This window comes from Agrobacterium sp. Ap1, from assembly GCF_017313375.1.
GTDB lineage: Bacteria > Pseudomonadota > Alphaproteobacteria > Rhizobiales > Rhizobiaceae > Neorhizobium > Neorhizobium cellulosilyticum.
Genome location: NZ_JAFLMY010000006.1, coordinates 234,350 through 248,208, shown reverse-complemented (window position 1 = coordinate 248,208; position 13,859 = coordinate 234,350). Strand labels below are relative to the sequence as shown.

Annotated in this window: 16 protein-coding genes; 5 read left to right on the top strand and 11 right to left on the bottom strand. The window is 60.8% G+C overall.

Features of this window, described 5'->3' with window-relative positions:
* Nucleotides 1–460: 460 nt before the first annotated feature.
* Nucleotides 461–2,149 (bottom strand): LysM peptidoglycan-binding domain-containing protein, encoded by a 1,689-nt coding sequence (locus JZX87_RS14785; RefSeq protein ID WP_206826446.1) that lies wholly within the window; start codon nt 2,147–2,149, stop codon nt 461–463.
* 158 nt (nt 2,150–2,307) lie between these two features.
* Between JZX87_RS14785 and JZX87_RS14780 the strand changes: the two genes are divergently transcribed.
* Complete coding sequence (locus JZX87_RS14780; protein WP_148145436.1) at nt 2,308–2,925, top strand: LOG family protein; 618 nt, start codon at nt 2,308–2,310, stop codon at nt 2,923–2,925.
* Between the two features lie 136 nt (nt 2,926–3,061).
* Here JZX87_RS14780 and JZX87_RS14775 read toward each other — a convergent pair whose 3' ends face one another.
* Nucleotides 3,062–3,391 carry a DHCW motif cupin fold protein gene (locus JZX87_RS14775; RefSeq protein WP_148145435.1) on the bottom strand — a complete coding sequence of 110 codons (330 nt, stop codon included), beginning with the start codon at nt 3,389–3,391 and terminating at the stop codon, nt 3,062–3,064.
* A 32-nt stretch (nt 3,392–3,423) separates the two neighbouring features.
* Nucleotides 3,424–4,350, bottom strand: a complete 927-nt coding sequence (gene rarD, locus JZX87_RS14770) for an EamA family transporter RarD (RefSeq protein ID WP_148145434.1) — start codon at nt 4,348–4,350, stop codon at nt 3,424–3,426.
* A 215-nt stretch (nt 4,351–4,565) separates the two neighbouring features.
* On the opposite strand from rarD, the gene JZX87_RS14765 reads away from it, so the two are divergent.
* Both JZX87_RS14765 and JZX87_RS14760 read left to right on the top strand, forming a co-directional pair.
* On the top strand, nt 4,566–5,441 hold the full coding sequence (locus tag JZX87_RS14765; RefSeq protein WP_206826445.1) for a protein-L-isoaspartate O-methyltransferase family protein: 876 nt from the start codon (nt 4,566–4,568) through the stop codon (nt 5,439–5,441).
* Between the two features lie 137 nt (nt 5,442–5,578).
* Nucleotides 5,579–6,199, top strand: a complete 621-nt coding sequence (locus JZX87_RS14760; protein ID WP_206826444.1) for a pyridoxamine 5'-phosphate oxidase family protein — start codon at nt 5,579–5,581, stop codon at nt 6,197–6,199.
* Here the strand turns inward: JZX87_RS14760 and JZX87_RS14755 are convergent.
* Entirely contained in the window at nt 6,196–7,104 is a 909-nt protein-coding gene (locus JZX87_RS14755; RefSeq protein ID WP_206826443.1) for a LysR family transcriptional regulator, read from the bottom strand. The genes JZX87_RS14760 and JZX87_RS14755 overlap by 4 nt on opposite strands.
* Nucleotides 7,105–7,210: 106 nt before the next feature.
* On the opposite strand from JZX87_RS14755, the gene JZX87_RS14750 reads away from it, so the two are divergent.
* Entirely contained in the window at nt 7,211–8,179 is a 969-nt protein-coding gene (locus JZX87_RS14750; protein WP_206826442.1) for an alpha/beta fold hydrolase, read from the top strand.
* Between the two features lie 143 nt (nt 8,180–8,322).
* Nucleotides 8,323–8,904 carry a hypothetical protein gene (locus JZX87_RS14745; RefSeq protein ID WP_206826441.1) on the top strand — a complete coding sequence of 194 codons (582 nt, stop codon included), beginning with the start codon at nt 8,323–8,325 and terminating at the stop codon, nt 8,902–8,904.
* A 3-nt stretch (nt 8,905–8,907) separates the two neighbouring features.
* Here the strand turns inward: JZX87_RS14745 and cimA are convergent, their stop codons facing one another.
* From cimA to JZX87_RS14710, 7 genes are all read right to left on the bottom strand, one after another.
* Nucleotides 8,908–10,527, bottom strand: coding sequence for a citramalate synthase (gene cimA / locus JZX87_RS14740; protein WP_206826440.1), 1,620 nt, complete (start codon nt 10,525–10,527; stop codon nt 8,908–8,910).
* A gap of 217 nt (nt 10,528–10,744) precedes the next feature.
* The gene (pip, locus tag JZX87_RS14735) at nt 10,745–11,704 is read right to left on the bottom strand and encodes a prolyl aminopeptidase (RefSeq protein ID WP_206826438.1); all 960 of its coding nucleotides are present in this window, start codon (nt 11,702–11,704) and stop codon (nt 10,745–10,747) included.
* A complete protein-coding gene (locus tag JZX87_RS14730; RefSeq protein ID WP_206826436.1) occupies nt 11,701–12,192 on the bottom strand; it encodes a GFA family protein in 492 nt (163 codons plus the stop codon). The genes pip and JZX87_RS14730 overlap by 4 nt, the downstream gene beginning before the upstream one ends.
* Nucleotides 12,189–12,701: a GFA family protein gene (locus tag JZX87_RS14725; protein ID WP_286194659.1), complete on the bottom strand. Its 513-nt coding sequence runs from the start codon at nt 12,699–12,701 to the stop codon at nt 12,189–12,191. Before JZX87_RS14725 ends, JZX87_RS14730 begins: the two co-directional genes overlap by 4 nt.
* A complete protein-coding gene (locus tag JZX87_RS14720; protein ID WP_206826435.1) occupies nt 12,698–13,189 on the bottom strand; it encodes a GFA family protein in 492 nt (163 codons plus the stop codon). Before JZX87_RS14720 ends, JZX87_RS14725 begins: the two co-directional genes overlap by 4 nt.
* A complete protein-coding gene (locus JZX87_RS14715; RefSeq protein WP_206826434.1) occupies nt 13,186–13,605 on the bottom strand; it encodes a type II toxin-antitoxin system VapC family toxin in 420 nt (139 codons plus the stop codon). The genes JZX87_RS14720 and JZX87_RS14715 overlap by 4 nt, the downstream gene beginning before the upstream one ends.
* On the bottom strand, nt 13,602–13,859 hold the full coding sequence (locus JZX87_RS14710) for an antitoxin (RefSeq protein WP_206826433.1): 258 nt from the start codon (nt 13,857–13,859) through the stop codon (nt 13,602–13,604). Before JZX87_RS14710 ends, JZX87_RS14715 begins: the two co-directional genes overlap by 4 nt.

Here is a 13,859-nt window from a genome sequence, read left to right as displayed (position 1 = left end):
GCAAGACCGGTTCGGTGAAAAGGAAGGGGCAGGCGGTGGGGTATCGGGTATTTGGTATTTCAGGCTTTCCGCCTGCCCCGGCCGGCTCATTTGATCCTGCGGGACTTGTCAGTTCCCGTTCGATCGCAATCGCGACCATCACCGGAGACCGAGTGGCAACCCGTTGTGAAGGAGGCCGGTTCGCGAACCCGGTTCCCATCCGATGACGACGTGATTATCGGACTGTCTTTAAGTGCGGGGATGAAGAGGCGTCGAGGGAACGCCTAAGCGATTGTGCGTGCTCCGAAGATTTTTTCAAATACCCTTCAGCCATCCCCGCTTTCCCGCGCAGACGCCAGTGCGAAAGTTCCGCACACCATACTTCGACCCTCAACCGTCTCTGCACTGCATGCTCTCAGAAACACTTCGGCCGGCGGTCCTGTTGGGACCGCCGGCCGGGGAAATCGACGATGCGGGCCAATCAGCCCTTGCGATGCTGCAGCCGTTCACGATGCAGTTCTTCCGAATCCGGCCGGAACTGTTCCGGCACGCCAAAGATCTGGCCGGGCTGGATGACGTCGGGATTGGCGATCTGCTCCTCATTGGCGAGATAGATGGTCGTATAGCGCACGCCCTGGCCATAAGCGCGCCGCGCGATCTGCCACAACGTGTCGCCGCGGCGGATGATGACGGAGTTGCTGCTGCTCTGGGTCAGCGGAGCCTGCTGGAACGTGCGCGTACCGTCGGCCGAAGCCATGGTCTGTGGTGCGCCGCCGAACTGCTGCGCTAGTGCCGGGCCGACCGTATCGGCAATCAGTTTGGTCAGATTGTCGAGGGCCGCACCGACCGCTGCCACGTCACGCGGCAGGTCTTCCAGCACCTTGCGGGCCGCATTGGCATGGGCGGCCGTGACACCGACAGCCTCGGTCGCATTGATGGAAGCACCGGCCGGCAGCCTGTATTCGCCAAGCGACTGTAGCGCGATCGAGGTTGCCGAACGGGCTGCCGTCATGCTTTCAAGGGTGGGAACCTTGCCTGCGTCGTAAAGGCCCTTGAGCAGCGAGAATGCCTTGGCCACCTGTCCGCGCAAATTGTCGAAGGCGCCACCATCGGCAACCGTGACCGGGCTTGTCGGCGCGGGCGATGCGACGGCTGCAACCTGATCGCCGGCCGGCCGGTTGAACGGCACTTCGACGCGGACCAGAACCTGTCCATTGCTGCCGAGCGCCTCGACGGCGATACGGTGATCCCCGACGGTGAGGTTGGCATTTCCGTCAATGACGAAATGTCCGTCGCCCCCGGCCTGTGCCTGGCCGACGACGGAGCCATCGGCAGAGCCGCGAACCTGACGGCCCGATTTGGTGACGCCGGCGATGAAGATTTTCGAGCCTTCGATCTCGACCGCCGTGATCTGCAGCTCGCTCGACATGGCAGGCGCCGCTGCCGGAGCAGTGGTGCCGGAAGCCGGAGCGGAAGCAACGTTGGTGGATTGGGGAGCAGCAGGGGCGGCCGAAACCTCGACGCCTGCCGCAGGCTGTGTCGCTGCCGGTGCAGCCGCGGCCTTGCCGGCTTCTTCCGGAACGGCGATCAGGCGGCTCGCCTTCCCGGGCTTCGTCACCATGGCGAGAAGCTTGCCGTTCTTGTCGGCGGGCACGGAAACCGTTGCGACCTCTTCCGACGTGAAGACCTTGCCGTCCTTGCCCGTTGCCTTGAGCACGATCTGATGGTCGCCGGGGGGGAGCGGCTTGTCCAGCACGGCGGCAAAATCACCGCTCGGGCCGACATCGACCTTGGCTATGACGGAAGTGCCGTTGGTGATCTCGAGGGTGGAATTCGGCGCCGCATGGCCGGCGATGACCGCGGAGCCGTCCGGCTCGACGCGAAGCACATCGAATGTCGGTGTATCGTTGGACGCAGCCGAAGGCGCAGCGGCGGCTGCAGGCGCATTGGCCGGGGCAGAGGATGGAGCTGTCGTCTGAGGCTCGACCTTCGCTGTCTCCTGAGGCTTGTTACCCTCGGTAACGGCATCCTTGACCGCATCGCCGGCAGCATTGATCGCGGCTGCGACTGGCTTGCTTTCCTGGTTAATCCTCGGCATGACAACGAAGATCATCAGCAACGAAGCAATTGCAAGTACAATCAGTGCGAGCCAGCCGGCACGGTTCTTCATCGTCTTTTGCCTCATAGGGCCTGAGTTTCCGCTACTTTACCGATTAGCCCTTTCCACCCTTCTTAACAAGCTTTTCACGTCATAAAGCCTTGCTCTTGCGGGATTTTCCCGTCAATTTTGTGTGGTGCGACCACAACTGACGCACCTTTGAATGCCCAATGGAGAAAACTGTGCCAATACGATCCATCTGCGTCTACTGCGGTTCCCAGCCTGGCCGTGACCCTGCCTATATCGCCGCCGGCCGCGCGCTTGGAAAATCGATTGCCGCACATGGTCTGCGGCTCGTCTATGGCGGTGGCACCAAGGGTATCATGGGAGCAGTCGCTGCCGGCGTCCTGTCGAATGGCGGCCAGGTGACCGGCATCATCCCGGAATTCCTCGTCGACATGGAGGCGACCCGTCATTCGCTCGGCCAGTTGAACGAACTGATCATCACCAAGGACATGCATGAGCGCAAGCACAAGATGTTCGAGCGCTCCGACGCCTTCGTCACGCTTCCCGGCGGCATCGGCACGCTGGAGGAGATCGTCGAGATCATGACCTGGGGCCAGCTTGGTCGCCATGAAAAGCCAATGGTCTTTGCCAATATCGGCGGCTTCTGGGATCCGATGCTGTCGCTCGTAAACCACATGCGCGGCGAAGGCTTCATCCACCGCGCCCATCTCGTCCAGCCGCTGGTCATCGCAGAGGTCGACGACATCGTGCCGGCAATTTTGGAGCGCGACGAGATCACGGCGTCTTCAAAGGGGGAAGAGGCGGTTATTTCAAAGCTGTAGCAGTCTCAATCCTGCGTCATGCTCGGGCTTGTCCCGAGCATCTGCTACATATCGGCTTTTGCGACGTGGATAGGTCCTCGGGACAAGCCCGAGGATGATGGAAAGACAGGCCGGAGGACTACGTCTGAACGCGTAGTCAGTCGACGATGAACAGCTTTGCGCCGGTCGTCGTCGAGGAGCGGTGCGGCTCTGCCTTGTCGGCAACCTGATAGCTCATGCCGGGTTTCAGCACGAACACCCGCCCGTCGGCGAGTTCCGTCGTCATCTCGCCTTCAAGGCACAGAAGGATATGACCCTTTTCGCACCAGTGGTCGGCCAGATAACCCGGCGAGTGCTCGACCATCCGCACCCGAATGGCGCCGAAATGCTGCGTCCGCCAGGTCGAATGGCCCGTGTCGCCCTTGTGCACGGTCGGTTCGATCTCCGACCAGTCGGTCGTGCCGAAGGGAATGTCTGACATCTGCATGAAGGTCTGTCCTTGAGAACCCGTGGCGAAAATCAGCGGCCGCGCAACTGTCGCAGCATGGCGACGGTGTAGAGCGCCAGCGCCGCCCAGATCAAGACGAAACTTGTAAGCTTTATCGGGCTCAGCGGCTCGCCGAAGGCGAAGATCGCGATCAGGAAGATCATCGTCGGCGCGATATATTGCATGATGCCGATGGTTGACAGTTTCAAAAGCTTGGCGCCGTTGGCATAGATCATCAGTGGCCCCGCGGTCACGATACCGGAAAGCGCCAGCATGCCCATGTCGAAGCCGGTTCCGCCAAGGAAGTGGCCCTGTCCGGTCGCTTCGAGCCAGATGACATAGGGCAGCATCGGGATGCTGATTAAAAGCACTTCGAGAAAGAACCCCTGGTTGGGGCCGATCGGCAGCGTCTTGCGCAAGAGCGCATAGATGCCCCAGGTGAAGGTCAAAGCCAGCGATACCCACGGAAGCCCGCCGGCGCCCCAGGCAAGAATGGCGACCGCCACGACCGCAAGCCCGATTGCCGCCATCTGCAACGGTGCGAGCTTTTCTTTCAGAATGACGGCGGCCAGAAAGATGCTGAACAGCGGGTTGATGAAATAGCCGAGAGCGGCGTCGAGCGCGTGTCCTGCGGCAACCGCCCAGACATAGACGCCCCAGTTGAGGGTGATGAATGTCGCGGTAACGCAGGCCATGCCGAGCATGCGCGGATTGGCGAATGCTGCCCGGACATCCTTCAGCCGGCCGAGAATGATGAGCACGATACCCGCCACAGGGACGGACCAGATCGCCCTGTGCGCCAGCACCTCCATCGGCGGAAGATGAGACACCGCCTTCAGGTAGAAGGGCAGAAAACCCCACATGAAATAGGCAGTCAAGCCGAAGGCGAAACCGCGTGGCGTATCTTCATTGACCGCAACAGGCGTGTTGGCGGGGGACGCGGCGTTTTCGGTGGCCATGGGGTGCTTCCGGCATTCTGTTGTAATTGTGTTTGTAATTATCATGGCGCAATTACAGGATCGTGCCCTGTGCTACCAATTCATTTCTTTGAACCTTGCATTGAGACAAGTCATCCATCCTGCCACCCACGCGCGAAGCTGTTTCGCAAATCTGATCGAGAGGCCAGATCGGGTGGAAAGCGCGGCATGATGGATAACAGACCGGAGAATGACGTATGAACCTGGAAGACCAGCCCGCGCATCGTCGCAACTATGCGCTCCAGCTCCTCGCCAAGGCCGGGGTGGACGACAATGCGCGACTGCTTGCCGCTTTTGCCCGTGTGCCGCGCGAGGACTATGTCGGCCCGCCGCCCTGGATATTCGACGATATCTTCGGCAGCGGATACCGCCCCGTCGCCTCGACCGATCCCATTGTGCTCTATCAGGATGTGCTTGTCGGGCTGAAGACGGAAAAGGGCATCAACAACGGATCCCCCTCGCTGCATGCGGCGGCGTTTGACGCGTTCAAGATCCGCGAGGGCGAGACGGTCGTGCATATGGGCGCCGGCGTCGGGTATTATACGGCGATCATGGCCGAACTCGTCGGCCCATCCGGTCGGGTGATCGGTGTGGAATACGATGCCTCACTGGCGCAAAGGGCAACGGCGAATCTCGCCTCATACGCAAATGTCGAGGTGGTGCAGGGCGATGCCTTCGACTGGCCGAGAGAAGAAGCCGATGTCATCTACGCCAATTTCGCCCTCGACCACCCGCCGGAAGCCTGGATCGAAAAACTCGCGCCCTATGGTCGCCTGATCTTCCCGCTCGGCATTCCGGCGATCGAAAAAAGCCGCATCGGTTTCACCCGTCATGCGGCCTACCTGATGATCGACCGTCAGGCTGAGGGTTTTGGCGCGCGCTTCCTGCAGATCGTCTCCTTCATCTGGGGTGAAAGTACCAGGCCGGTACCGGAAGGTCGTCATGCCGGGCTGGAAGCCGCTTTCCGGGCGCGTGGCCTGCGCAGGGTAAGAAGCCTGCGCTGGAAGACGGAAGCGACAGGCGAGGAATGGTATGGCGAGAAAGACTGGGGCCTGTCATTCGACGAGTCCTGATTTCATCTGCCCATTTTCCGGAGAGATGATCTCCAGAAATGGCTGATTATTACGAGGAATGAAAAGAGGCATAGTTCTCCCAACGAACCGCACGGGATCGCCATCGATCCCCGGTTCATGTTTCAAGGGAGAACGCCATGTCCTACGGATTTCTCGATATCGCCTCGACGCCGAGCGTGCGGGCAGCACAAGCCGAAATGGGCATCGATCATTTCTGGTCGGATTTTTCTGGTGACCGCACGATGGATCGCTTCACCGAAGGCGAAAAGGCCTTCATCGGTGAACGCGACAGCTTCTACATGGCTACGGTTTCCGAGACCGGCTGGCCCTATATCCAGCATCGCGGCGGACCGGCAGGGTTCCTAAAAGTCGTCGACGACCGCACGCTTGCCTTCGCCGATTTCCGTGGCAATCGCCAGTATATCTCGACCGGCAATCTGGCCTCCAGCGACAAGGCCTGCCTGTTCCTGATGGATTATCCGCGCCGCGCCCGGCTGAAAATCTATGCGCATGTCGAAAAACTGGCGCTGGATGAAGACCCGGCGATCACCGCTCTCGTTACCGACGCAGGCTATCGCGGCAAGGCCGAGCGCATTTTCAAGGTGCGGCTGGAAGCCTTCGACTGGAACTGCCCGCAGCACATCACGCCACGCTTCACCGAAAAGGAAGTCGCAGCCGCCGTCCGTCCGCTTCAGGAGCGCCTCGCCGAACTTGAAAAGGAAAATGCAGCGCTTCGGGCAGGGGTGGGAGCAGCTTAAGACCGGATCGGAAAGACGGCTCGCAATCTCGGAACCGCAAAGTCGAGAAAGCTGCGCATCTTCAGCGGCATCTGTCCCCGTGATGCGTGGATCAGGCTCACCGGGACAGGATCGGTCTCGTAATCTTCAAGGATGATCTTCAGGTCGCCGGCCTTCACGGCATCGGCCACTTGATAGTGGAAGAGGCGGATGACGCCGGCATCGCGGATGGCCGCTTGTAATGCCGCTTCGACCGTGGTGACCGACAGGCGAGGGGTAGGCGAGACCGAGAAAGGCGACCGGTCGCCCGCTTCGCGAAATTGCCAGCCGGGTTGGGAGAGTGGTGTCTCGATCGTGACAGAGGGAAAACGGGAAAGATCCAGCGGGGTTTCCGGCATGCCTTGCGCCGCCATGAGCCTTGGGCTGGCGCAGACCACCATGCGGACCGATCCGACTGAAGTCGCGATCATCGAACTGTCCGGCAACCGACCGATACGCACGGCCATGTCGATATGGTCTTCGACCAGTTGCAGGTTTCGGTCCTGCAGCAGCAGGCGGATATCGATTTCAGGGAAGCGGGCGAGGAAGTCGGTGACGACCGGCAGCACATGCAACTGGCCGAACTGGATCGGCGCGGTGACAACCAGCCGGCCTTTCGGTTCGGTGAGCTCGCCTGCAGCCTCCCGTTCGGCTTCCTCCACCTGCTCGATGATCCGCCGGGCGGCCGCAAGATAGCTGCTGCCGGCATCCGTCAGGTCGGTTCTGCGGGTGCTGCGGACGAGAAGCTTCGCTCCGAGCGCCGCTTCGAGATCCGAGATTTTGCGCGAAAGCGTGGTGACAGGGACGTTGAGCGATCTTGCGGCCGCCGAAAAGTTGCCGGTGTCGGCAACCCTGATCAGCATCGTCATCGCTTCTATGCGGTCCATCGTCTTCCCGTTCGCCGGCCTTTGCCGGACGCCCATGCAGCCGGTCGAAGGACATCCGGCAGCGTCGAAAGTTTCAATTGTAATGTCAACCACTTGGAGAAGTGAAATGAATCGATTTGTGATCGCCCTTGGATTGTCTCTTGCCGGTCTCGCCCCGCTCCCGGGCGTTGCGACTGCAGCAGACATGATCACGGCTGCGCGCCCTGCACCCGCCGTCATCCATTATCGTTACGCCACGGTGGACGGCGTCAAGGTCTTTTATCGCGAGGCCGGCCGCAAGGATGCGCCGGTCGTGCTTCTCCTGCACGGCTTTCCCACGTCTTCGCACATGTTCCGCAACCTCATCCCGCTGCTTGCCGATCGCTACCGGGTGATCGCGCCGGACTATCCGGGCTTTGGCTATAGCGATGCGCCGGACCACACCCGGTTCACCTACAGCTTCGCCCATTACGCCGATATCGTCGATGATCTCCTTGGCCAGATCGGCGCGACGAACTACGCCCTGTATGTGATGGATTACGGTGCCCCGGTCGGCTACCGGCTGGCGCTGAAACACCCCGAGCGGGTGACGGCCCTCGTCGTCCAGAACGGCAATGCCTATGAGGAAGGGCTTAAGGAATTCTGGGACCCGATCAGGGCCTATTGGGCAAGCGGATCGGAAAAGGATCGCGAGGTTCAGAAGGGCATACTGACGCTGGACGCCACCAAATTCCAGTATACCGACGGGGTGAGGGATGTTTCTCGCATCAGCCCCGACAACTGGCTGCAAGACCAGGCGCTGCTCGATCGGCCCGGCAATAACGAGATCCAGCTCGACCTGTTCTACGACTACCGCACCAATCTGCCGCTTTATCCGCAGTTCCAGAAATTCTTCCGCGACCGCAAGCCGCCGACACTGATCGTCTGGGGCAAGAACGACAAGATCTTTCCGGAAGCCGGCGCGCATCCCTATCTGAAGGATCTGCCGGATGCGGAGATGCATATACTCGACACCGGCCATTTCGCCTTGGAAGACAAGCTCGACGAGATCGCGCCGCTGATGAACGATTTCCTCGACCGGACCCTGCTCAAGTAGGAAACCCTTGTTTTCGGGTGGCGTCTCTCTCGCCGCCCGAAAAGCATTCCGATTGTCGCAGCTCTAGGGTAGCATCATGCGCGGGGGCCGTAACGTGCGGGGGCACGGATATGTGGCTCCGATGACAATCGGAAGGGGCGATAATGGGGGTTCGGGGCTTTCTGTTTTTCATCGTGATGGCGTCGGTTCAATCGCTGTCCATAACGCCACCGGTCCATGCGCAGGATGCCCGCGCCGAAGGCCGTGACGGGGCGTCGGATTACGACCAGAGCCTCAATGATCTCGTGACGCAGAGCATCGTCCGGGACCTGGCCTCGGTGCGAAGCGAATGCATGGCGGCGTCTCCCGTCTATCGGTTGGATTGCATTCGCCAGGGGCTTGAACTGACCTCGCGGCGCATACCCTATCACGGCGATTATGGGCCGATGCGTGAGGCACTGAGATTTGGTGCCGGATCCGTCGCGCCGATCATCAACGCCCATGCTGACGGCGATCAGGACAGGTTGGAAGTCAAGCCCGGCGCCAATCCGCGCTTCAAGACACGGCGCTATTACGCAGCCACCAAAGCCGACAGCCATGACGCCACCCGAGCCGACGCCTTCCAGGCCCTCGACGCTAACCAGTCGCGCCTGCTCGAACTCGGCAAACGCTCGCCGGACTGGAACAAAGCCTATACGACAGTGGCAATCGCGGTGGCATCACTGGCGGATGTGCTGCGGCGATAGAGTTCACTCAGCAGCAATCCGGCCCGCCAGTTCCCGGTTCTTCATCAGCTTGTAGATGACCGAATCCATCAGTGCCTGGAACGAGGCATCGATGATGTTTTCCGACACGCCGACCGTCCACCAGCGCACGCCGCTTCCATCGGTGGATTCGATCAGGACGCGGGTGATGGCCTCGGTGCCGCCGTTGAGGATACGCACCTTGAAGTCTGCCAGAACGAGGTCGTCGATCTCGTTCTGGTACTTGCCGAAATCCTTCCTGAGTGCAAGGTCGAGCGCGTTGACCGGGCCATCGCCTTCCGCCACCGACATATGGTTCTCGCCATCGATGACGATCTTCACCACCGCCTCCGACACGATCTTGATGCGTCCGAGACTGTCGAAACGGCGCTCGACCATCACCCGAAAACCGTCGATCGAGAAGAATTCGGGGATCGTGCCGAGCGTGCGCCGCGCGAGCAGCTCGAAGCTGGCATCGGCGCCCTCATAGGCATAGCCGGAGGCTTCGCGTTCCTTGACGATCGAGATCAGGTGATCGAGCTTCGGATCGTCCTTGGCAACCTCTATCCCGCGGCGCTTCAGCGCGTTGATGAAGTTTGATTTACCGCCCTGGTCTGACACCATGACCTTGCGTAGGTTGCCGACGCTGTCCGGCGTCACATGCTCATAGGTACGTGGATCCTTCAGGAGTGCCGAGGCGTGGATACCCGCCTTGGTGGCGAAGGCGGATGCTCCGACATAAGGCGCCTGATGGTTGGGCGAGCGGTTGAGAAGCTCATCGAAGGCGTGCGACAGGCGCGTCAGCCCCGACAGCCGCTCCGGGTCGATCGCCGTCTCGAAGCGGGAGGCATAGGCCTCCTTCAGACAGAGCGTTCCGATCAGCGTGATCAGGTTGGCATTGCCGCAGCGTTCGCCGATGCCGTTGAGCGTGCCCTGAACCTGCCGACAGCCGGCTTCGATGGCGGCAAGCGAATTGGCCACCGCCTGGCCGGTATCGTCATGCGCATGGATGCCGAGCGACGCGCCGGGAATACCGGTGGCGATGACGGCGGAGACGATCTCGCGCACCTCGTTCGGCTGCGTGCCGCCATTGGTGTCGCAGAGCACGATCCAGCGCGCTCCGGCGTCATGGGCGGTGCGGGCGCAGGCGAGCGCGTATTCCGGATTGGCCTTGTAGCCGTCGAAAAAATGTTCGCAATCGACCAGCGGCTCCTTGCCCTGAGCCTTGGCCGCCTCGACGCTATCGCGGATGGAGGCGAGGTTTTCTTCATTGGTGCAGCCGAGAGCCACCTTGACATGATAATCCCAGCTCTTGGCGACGAAACATACGGCATCGCTCTTGGCCTGCAAAAGCGTAGCAAGCCCCGGATCGTTGGAAGCTGAAATACCGGCGCGCTTGGTCATGCCGAAGGCGACGAATTTGGCCTTCACCGTCCGTTTTTCGGTGAAGAAGGCCGTGTCGGTCGGATTGGCGCCGGGATAACCGCCCTCGACATAATCGAAACCGAATTCGTCCAGCATCGCCGAAATCGCGATCTTGTCCTCGACGGAAAAATCGACCCCAGGCGTCTGTTGCCCGTCACGAAGCGTGGTGTCGAAGAGATATAGGCGGTCTCGGGTCGTCATGGATGCTCCTCCCATGGAGCTGGTTGTTATGTGTGAAGCTGCCCCTCACCCAGTGAGCAACGAGTTGCTCACCACCTCTCCCCGCAGGTGGGGAGAGGGGACGTGCCCAACGCGACGGGGCGTCAGGCGGTGAGGGAGCGGCATATCCCTTCTCCCCGTATGGACGGGGAGAAGGTGGCGGCAGCCGGATGAGGGGCTGCCAAAAACTCGGCCGAAACTAGATTTTCCCCGCAAACCTGTCCGTCGCGCGGATCAGCCGGTCGGTGATCCCCGGTTCGGAAACGGCGTGGCCGGCGCCCTCGACGATGTGGAAATCCGCGTCTAGCCAGACCTTCGACAACTGCCAGGCATACTTGAGCGGGCAGGGCATGTCGTAACGGCCATGCACGATGACACCGGGAATGCCGGCAAGCTTCGTCGCATCCCGCAAAAGCTGGCCTTCATCCAGCCAGCCGTCATTGACGAAGAAGTGGTTCTCGATCCGCGCAAAGGCGAGCGCGAAATGGTCCTCGTCGTGTTTAGAAGCAAGGTCCGGTTCCGGCAAAAGCGTAATCGTCGAGCCTTCCCACACGCTCCATGCCTTGGCGCAGGCGATCTGCTCGGCTCGGTCATTGCCGGTCAGGCGGCGGTGATAGGCGGCCATCATCTCATGACGCTCGGCTTCCGGAATGGGGGCGATGAAGGCCTCCCATTTGTCGGGAAACATTTCCGAGACGCCGAACTGATAGTACCAGTCGAGCTCCGGCTTCGTCAGCGTATAGACGCCGCGCAAAAGAAGCTCGCTAACGCGATCCCGGTGCGTCTCGGCATAGGCGAGTGCCAGTGTCGAACCCCAGGAGCCGCCGAACACCTGCCATTGGTCGACGCCGACCATTTCGCGAAGCCGCTCGATATCGGCTACCAGATGCCATGTCGTATTGGCTTCAAGCCCCGCATGCGGTGTCGAGCGGCCGCAGCCGCGCTGGTCGAACAGGAGGATGTCGTAAAGTTCCGGATCGAACAGCCGCGCCTGGATCGGCGTGATGCCGCCGCCCGGTCCGCCATGCAGGAAGACGACGGGTTTTGCGCCCTTGCGACCATGGCGTTCCCAGTAGATCACATGCCCGTCGCCGACATCCAGCGTGCCGGTGTCGTATGGGGTGGAGACGGGATAGAGCGTGCGCAGAATGTCGGTCACAGATGCAAGCCTTTCTCGGGCCAGTTCTCGGTATCGTGGTCGGGATGCTGGAAGGAGATGATCTGCTCCTGCCGGTCGTAATAATCGACGTCGCCATGCACCGGCGCGTCGAAGATCTTTTCGACCCAGGGCAGTTTGAAGGCGTGGTTGACCTGAACCTGCGGCGCCAGATCATCGCGCTCATCGAAGGCGCCGATGGCGATCTCGATGCCCTGAGGGTGACGATAGGTCAAAGGTGTGCCGCAGCGCTTGCAGAAGCCGCGGTCGATATTGACCGACGACTGGAAATAGGTCGGCTCGCCGCGGGTCCATTCGACACCATCCTGCGGTGCCGAGACAAGCGGCCCGAAGAAGCCGCCAAAGGCCTTCTGGCACATGCGGCAATGGCAGATGGATGCACGGCCAAGCTTACCATGGATTTTGAAACGCACGGCGCCGCACTGGCATCCGCCGGTTCGCGGGGCAGCCGTTCCTGTTGTCTCGCTCATGCATCATCCTCCTTGGTGGTGGTTCCGCCTGAGGCCGGAACCGGTTGCCAGGCTTCGGTGTCGTGGTCGGGATGCTGGTTGGAAACGATATCGGCAAGGAAGGGGGCTTCCTCGATATCGTCCATCGTATGATGCGCCGGAAGCGCGCCGAGGTGATCGACGAACGGCACTTTGGCCTCGACGCCATACTGGATCGATGGCGGCAGCGCCGAGGGATCGTCCAGCGCACCCGCAGACACGGCAATCCCGTCCGAAGCCTCATAGGTCAGCGGCGTGCCGCAATTGCCGCAGAAACCGCGCACGACATGGTTCGACGACGGAAACTGTTTCGGCGCTCCGCGTGTCCAGCGAAAACTTGCACCGCGTGTGGAGATCAGCGGCGCATAGTACGCGCCGAACGCCTTCTGGCACATGCGACAGTGACAGATGGACGACTGGCCCGGCTTGCCCTCGATGACGAAGCGCACCGCACCGCACTGGCAGCCACCGGTATGGACATGATGGGTCAAATCCACAGCTCCGATCCGGCTTTCGGCCAGTGTTGCGTATCATGGTCGGGATGTTGCCGGCTGCTTTTGGCAATCTCGGCGGCCTGCTCCGGCGTCGTATCCATGCCGGGTTCATGAGGAAGGCCGTCAAGCTCATTAAACCAGGGCATCTTGCGGGCAAGATTCGTCTGCATCTCCGGCTTTACGTTTTCGGGAGCATCGAGGGAGCCGAGCGTGATGCTGACATGATCGTGCCCGCCATCGTAAAACAGGGGCGTACCGCAATCGCGACAGAAGCCGCGCCGCACTGTGTCGGAAGACTTGAACCACGCCGGTTCGCCGCGAGTGAGCGTGAAATTCTCATGCTTCACCCCGCCGAAGGGCATGAAATAGCTCCCCGCCGCCTTCTGGCACATGCGGCAATGGCAGACATGCGGAAAACCGATCTCGCCTGTCGCTCGATAACGGATGGCGCCGCATTGGCAGCCACCGGTATGGATCTGGGTCATGACGCAGCCTCCTCCAGCCAGTTTTCAACCCGTAGTCCGTCGACGCGGGAAAATTCGCGAACGTTGTTGGTGACGAGAGTGAGGTCGAGAGAGCGGGCATGCGCGGCGATGAAGAGGTCGGTTGTACCAATCGGCGTGCCACGTTTTTCAAGCGTGCCGCGAATTTCAGCGAAGTGGTGGGATGCTTGGTCTTCGTAGGCAAGGATTGCGATCCGGGCCAAGGAATTTTCGACGAGATATGTAAGCCGTGCCGACCCTCGACGTAGCGCGCCAAAACGTAACTCGGATGCCACGATAGCGCTGACACACAAGCTACCTTTATCCGCCTTGTCGATAAGCTCAGCCACTGTGCCGAACGGATTGCGGACCGCATCCGAAAGGATGTTCGTGTCGAGCATGTGAAGATAACTGCTCATAGATCGACATCACGGGGCGGTGGCTCGTCAATATCCAGTTCAGGGAAGTCACCTTCCCACGGAGGCTGAGAACGTAGCCACTCGATCAGGCTTTCCTTGGGTTCGTTGACCGGCTCGATCACGAGCCGATCACCTTCCTTGCGCATGACGGCTTCTTCGCCCGCCATCTCGAACTCCGCCGGGATCACGACCGCCTGAGCACCGCCGTTGCGGAAGAATTTTACATGACGCTCTGCATTCCGTTCGGCACCCAT

Bases quoted from the DNA above. Each gene is read 5' to 3' on its own strand.
- JZX87_RS14785 (WP_206826446.1), bottom strand. From the start codon at position 2,149: ATGAAGAACCGTGCCGGCTGGCTCGCACTGATTGTACTTGCAATTGCT.
- JZX87_RS14780 (WP_148145436.1), top strand. From the start codon at position 2,308: ATGGAGAAAACTGTGCCAATACGATCCATCTGCGTCTACTGCGGTTCC.
- JZX87_RS14775 (WP_148145435.1), bottom strand. From the start codon at position 3,391: ATGCAGATGTCAGACATTCCCTTCGGCACGACCGACTGGTCGGAGATC.
- rarD (WP_148145434.1), bottom strand. From the start codon at position 4,350: ATGGCCACCGAAAACGCCGCGTCCCCCGCCAACACGCCTGTTGCGGTC.
- JZX87_RS14765 (WP_206826445.1), top strand. From the start codon at position 4,566: ATGAACCTGGAAGACCAGCCCGCGCATCGTCGCAACTATGCGCTCCAG.
- JZX87_RS14760 (WP_206826444.1), top strand. From the start codon at position 5,579: ATGTCCTACGGATTTCTCGATATCGCCTCGACGCCGAGCGTGCGGGCA.
- JZX87_RS14755 (WP_206826443.1), bottom strand. From the start codon at position 7,104: ATGGACCGCATAGAAGCGATGACGATGCTGATCAGGGTTGCCGACACC.
- JZX87_RS14750 (WP_206826442.1), top strand. From the start codon at position 7,211: ATGAATCGATTTGTGATCGCCCTTGGATTGTCTCTTGCCGGTCTCGCC.
- JZX87_RS14745 (WP_206826441.1), top strand. From the start codon at position 8,323: ATGGGGGTTCGGGGCTTTCTGTTTTTCATCGTGATGGCGTCGGTTCAA.
- cimA (WP_206826440.1), bottom strand. From the start codon at position 10,527: ATGACGACCCGAGACCGCCTATATCTCTTCGACACCACGCTTCGTGAC.
- JZX87_RS14730 (WP_206826436.1), bottom strand. From the start codon at position 12,192: ATGAGCGAGACAACAGGAACGGCTGCCCCGCGAACCGGCGGATGCCAG.
- JZX87_RS14720 (WP_206826435.1), bottom strand. From the start codon at position 13,189: ATGACCCAGATCCATACCGGTGGCTGCCAATGCGGCGCCATCCGTTAT.
- JZX87_RS14715 (WP_206826434.1), bottom strand. From the start codon at position 13,605: ATGAGCAGTTATCTTCACATGCTCGACACGAACATCCTTTCGGATGCG.
- JZX87_RS14710 (WP_206826433.1), bottom strand. From the start codon at position 13,859: ATGGGTGCCGAACGGAATGCAGAGCGTCATGTAAAATTCTTCCGCAAC.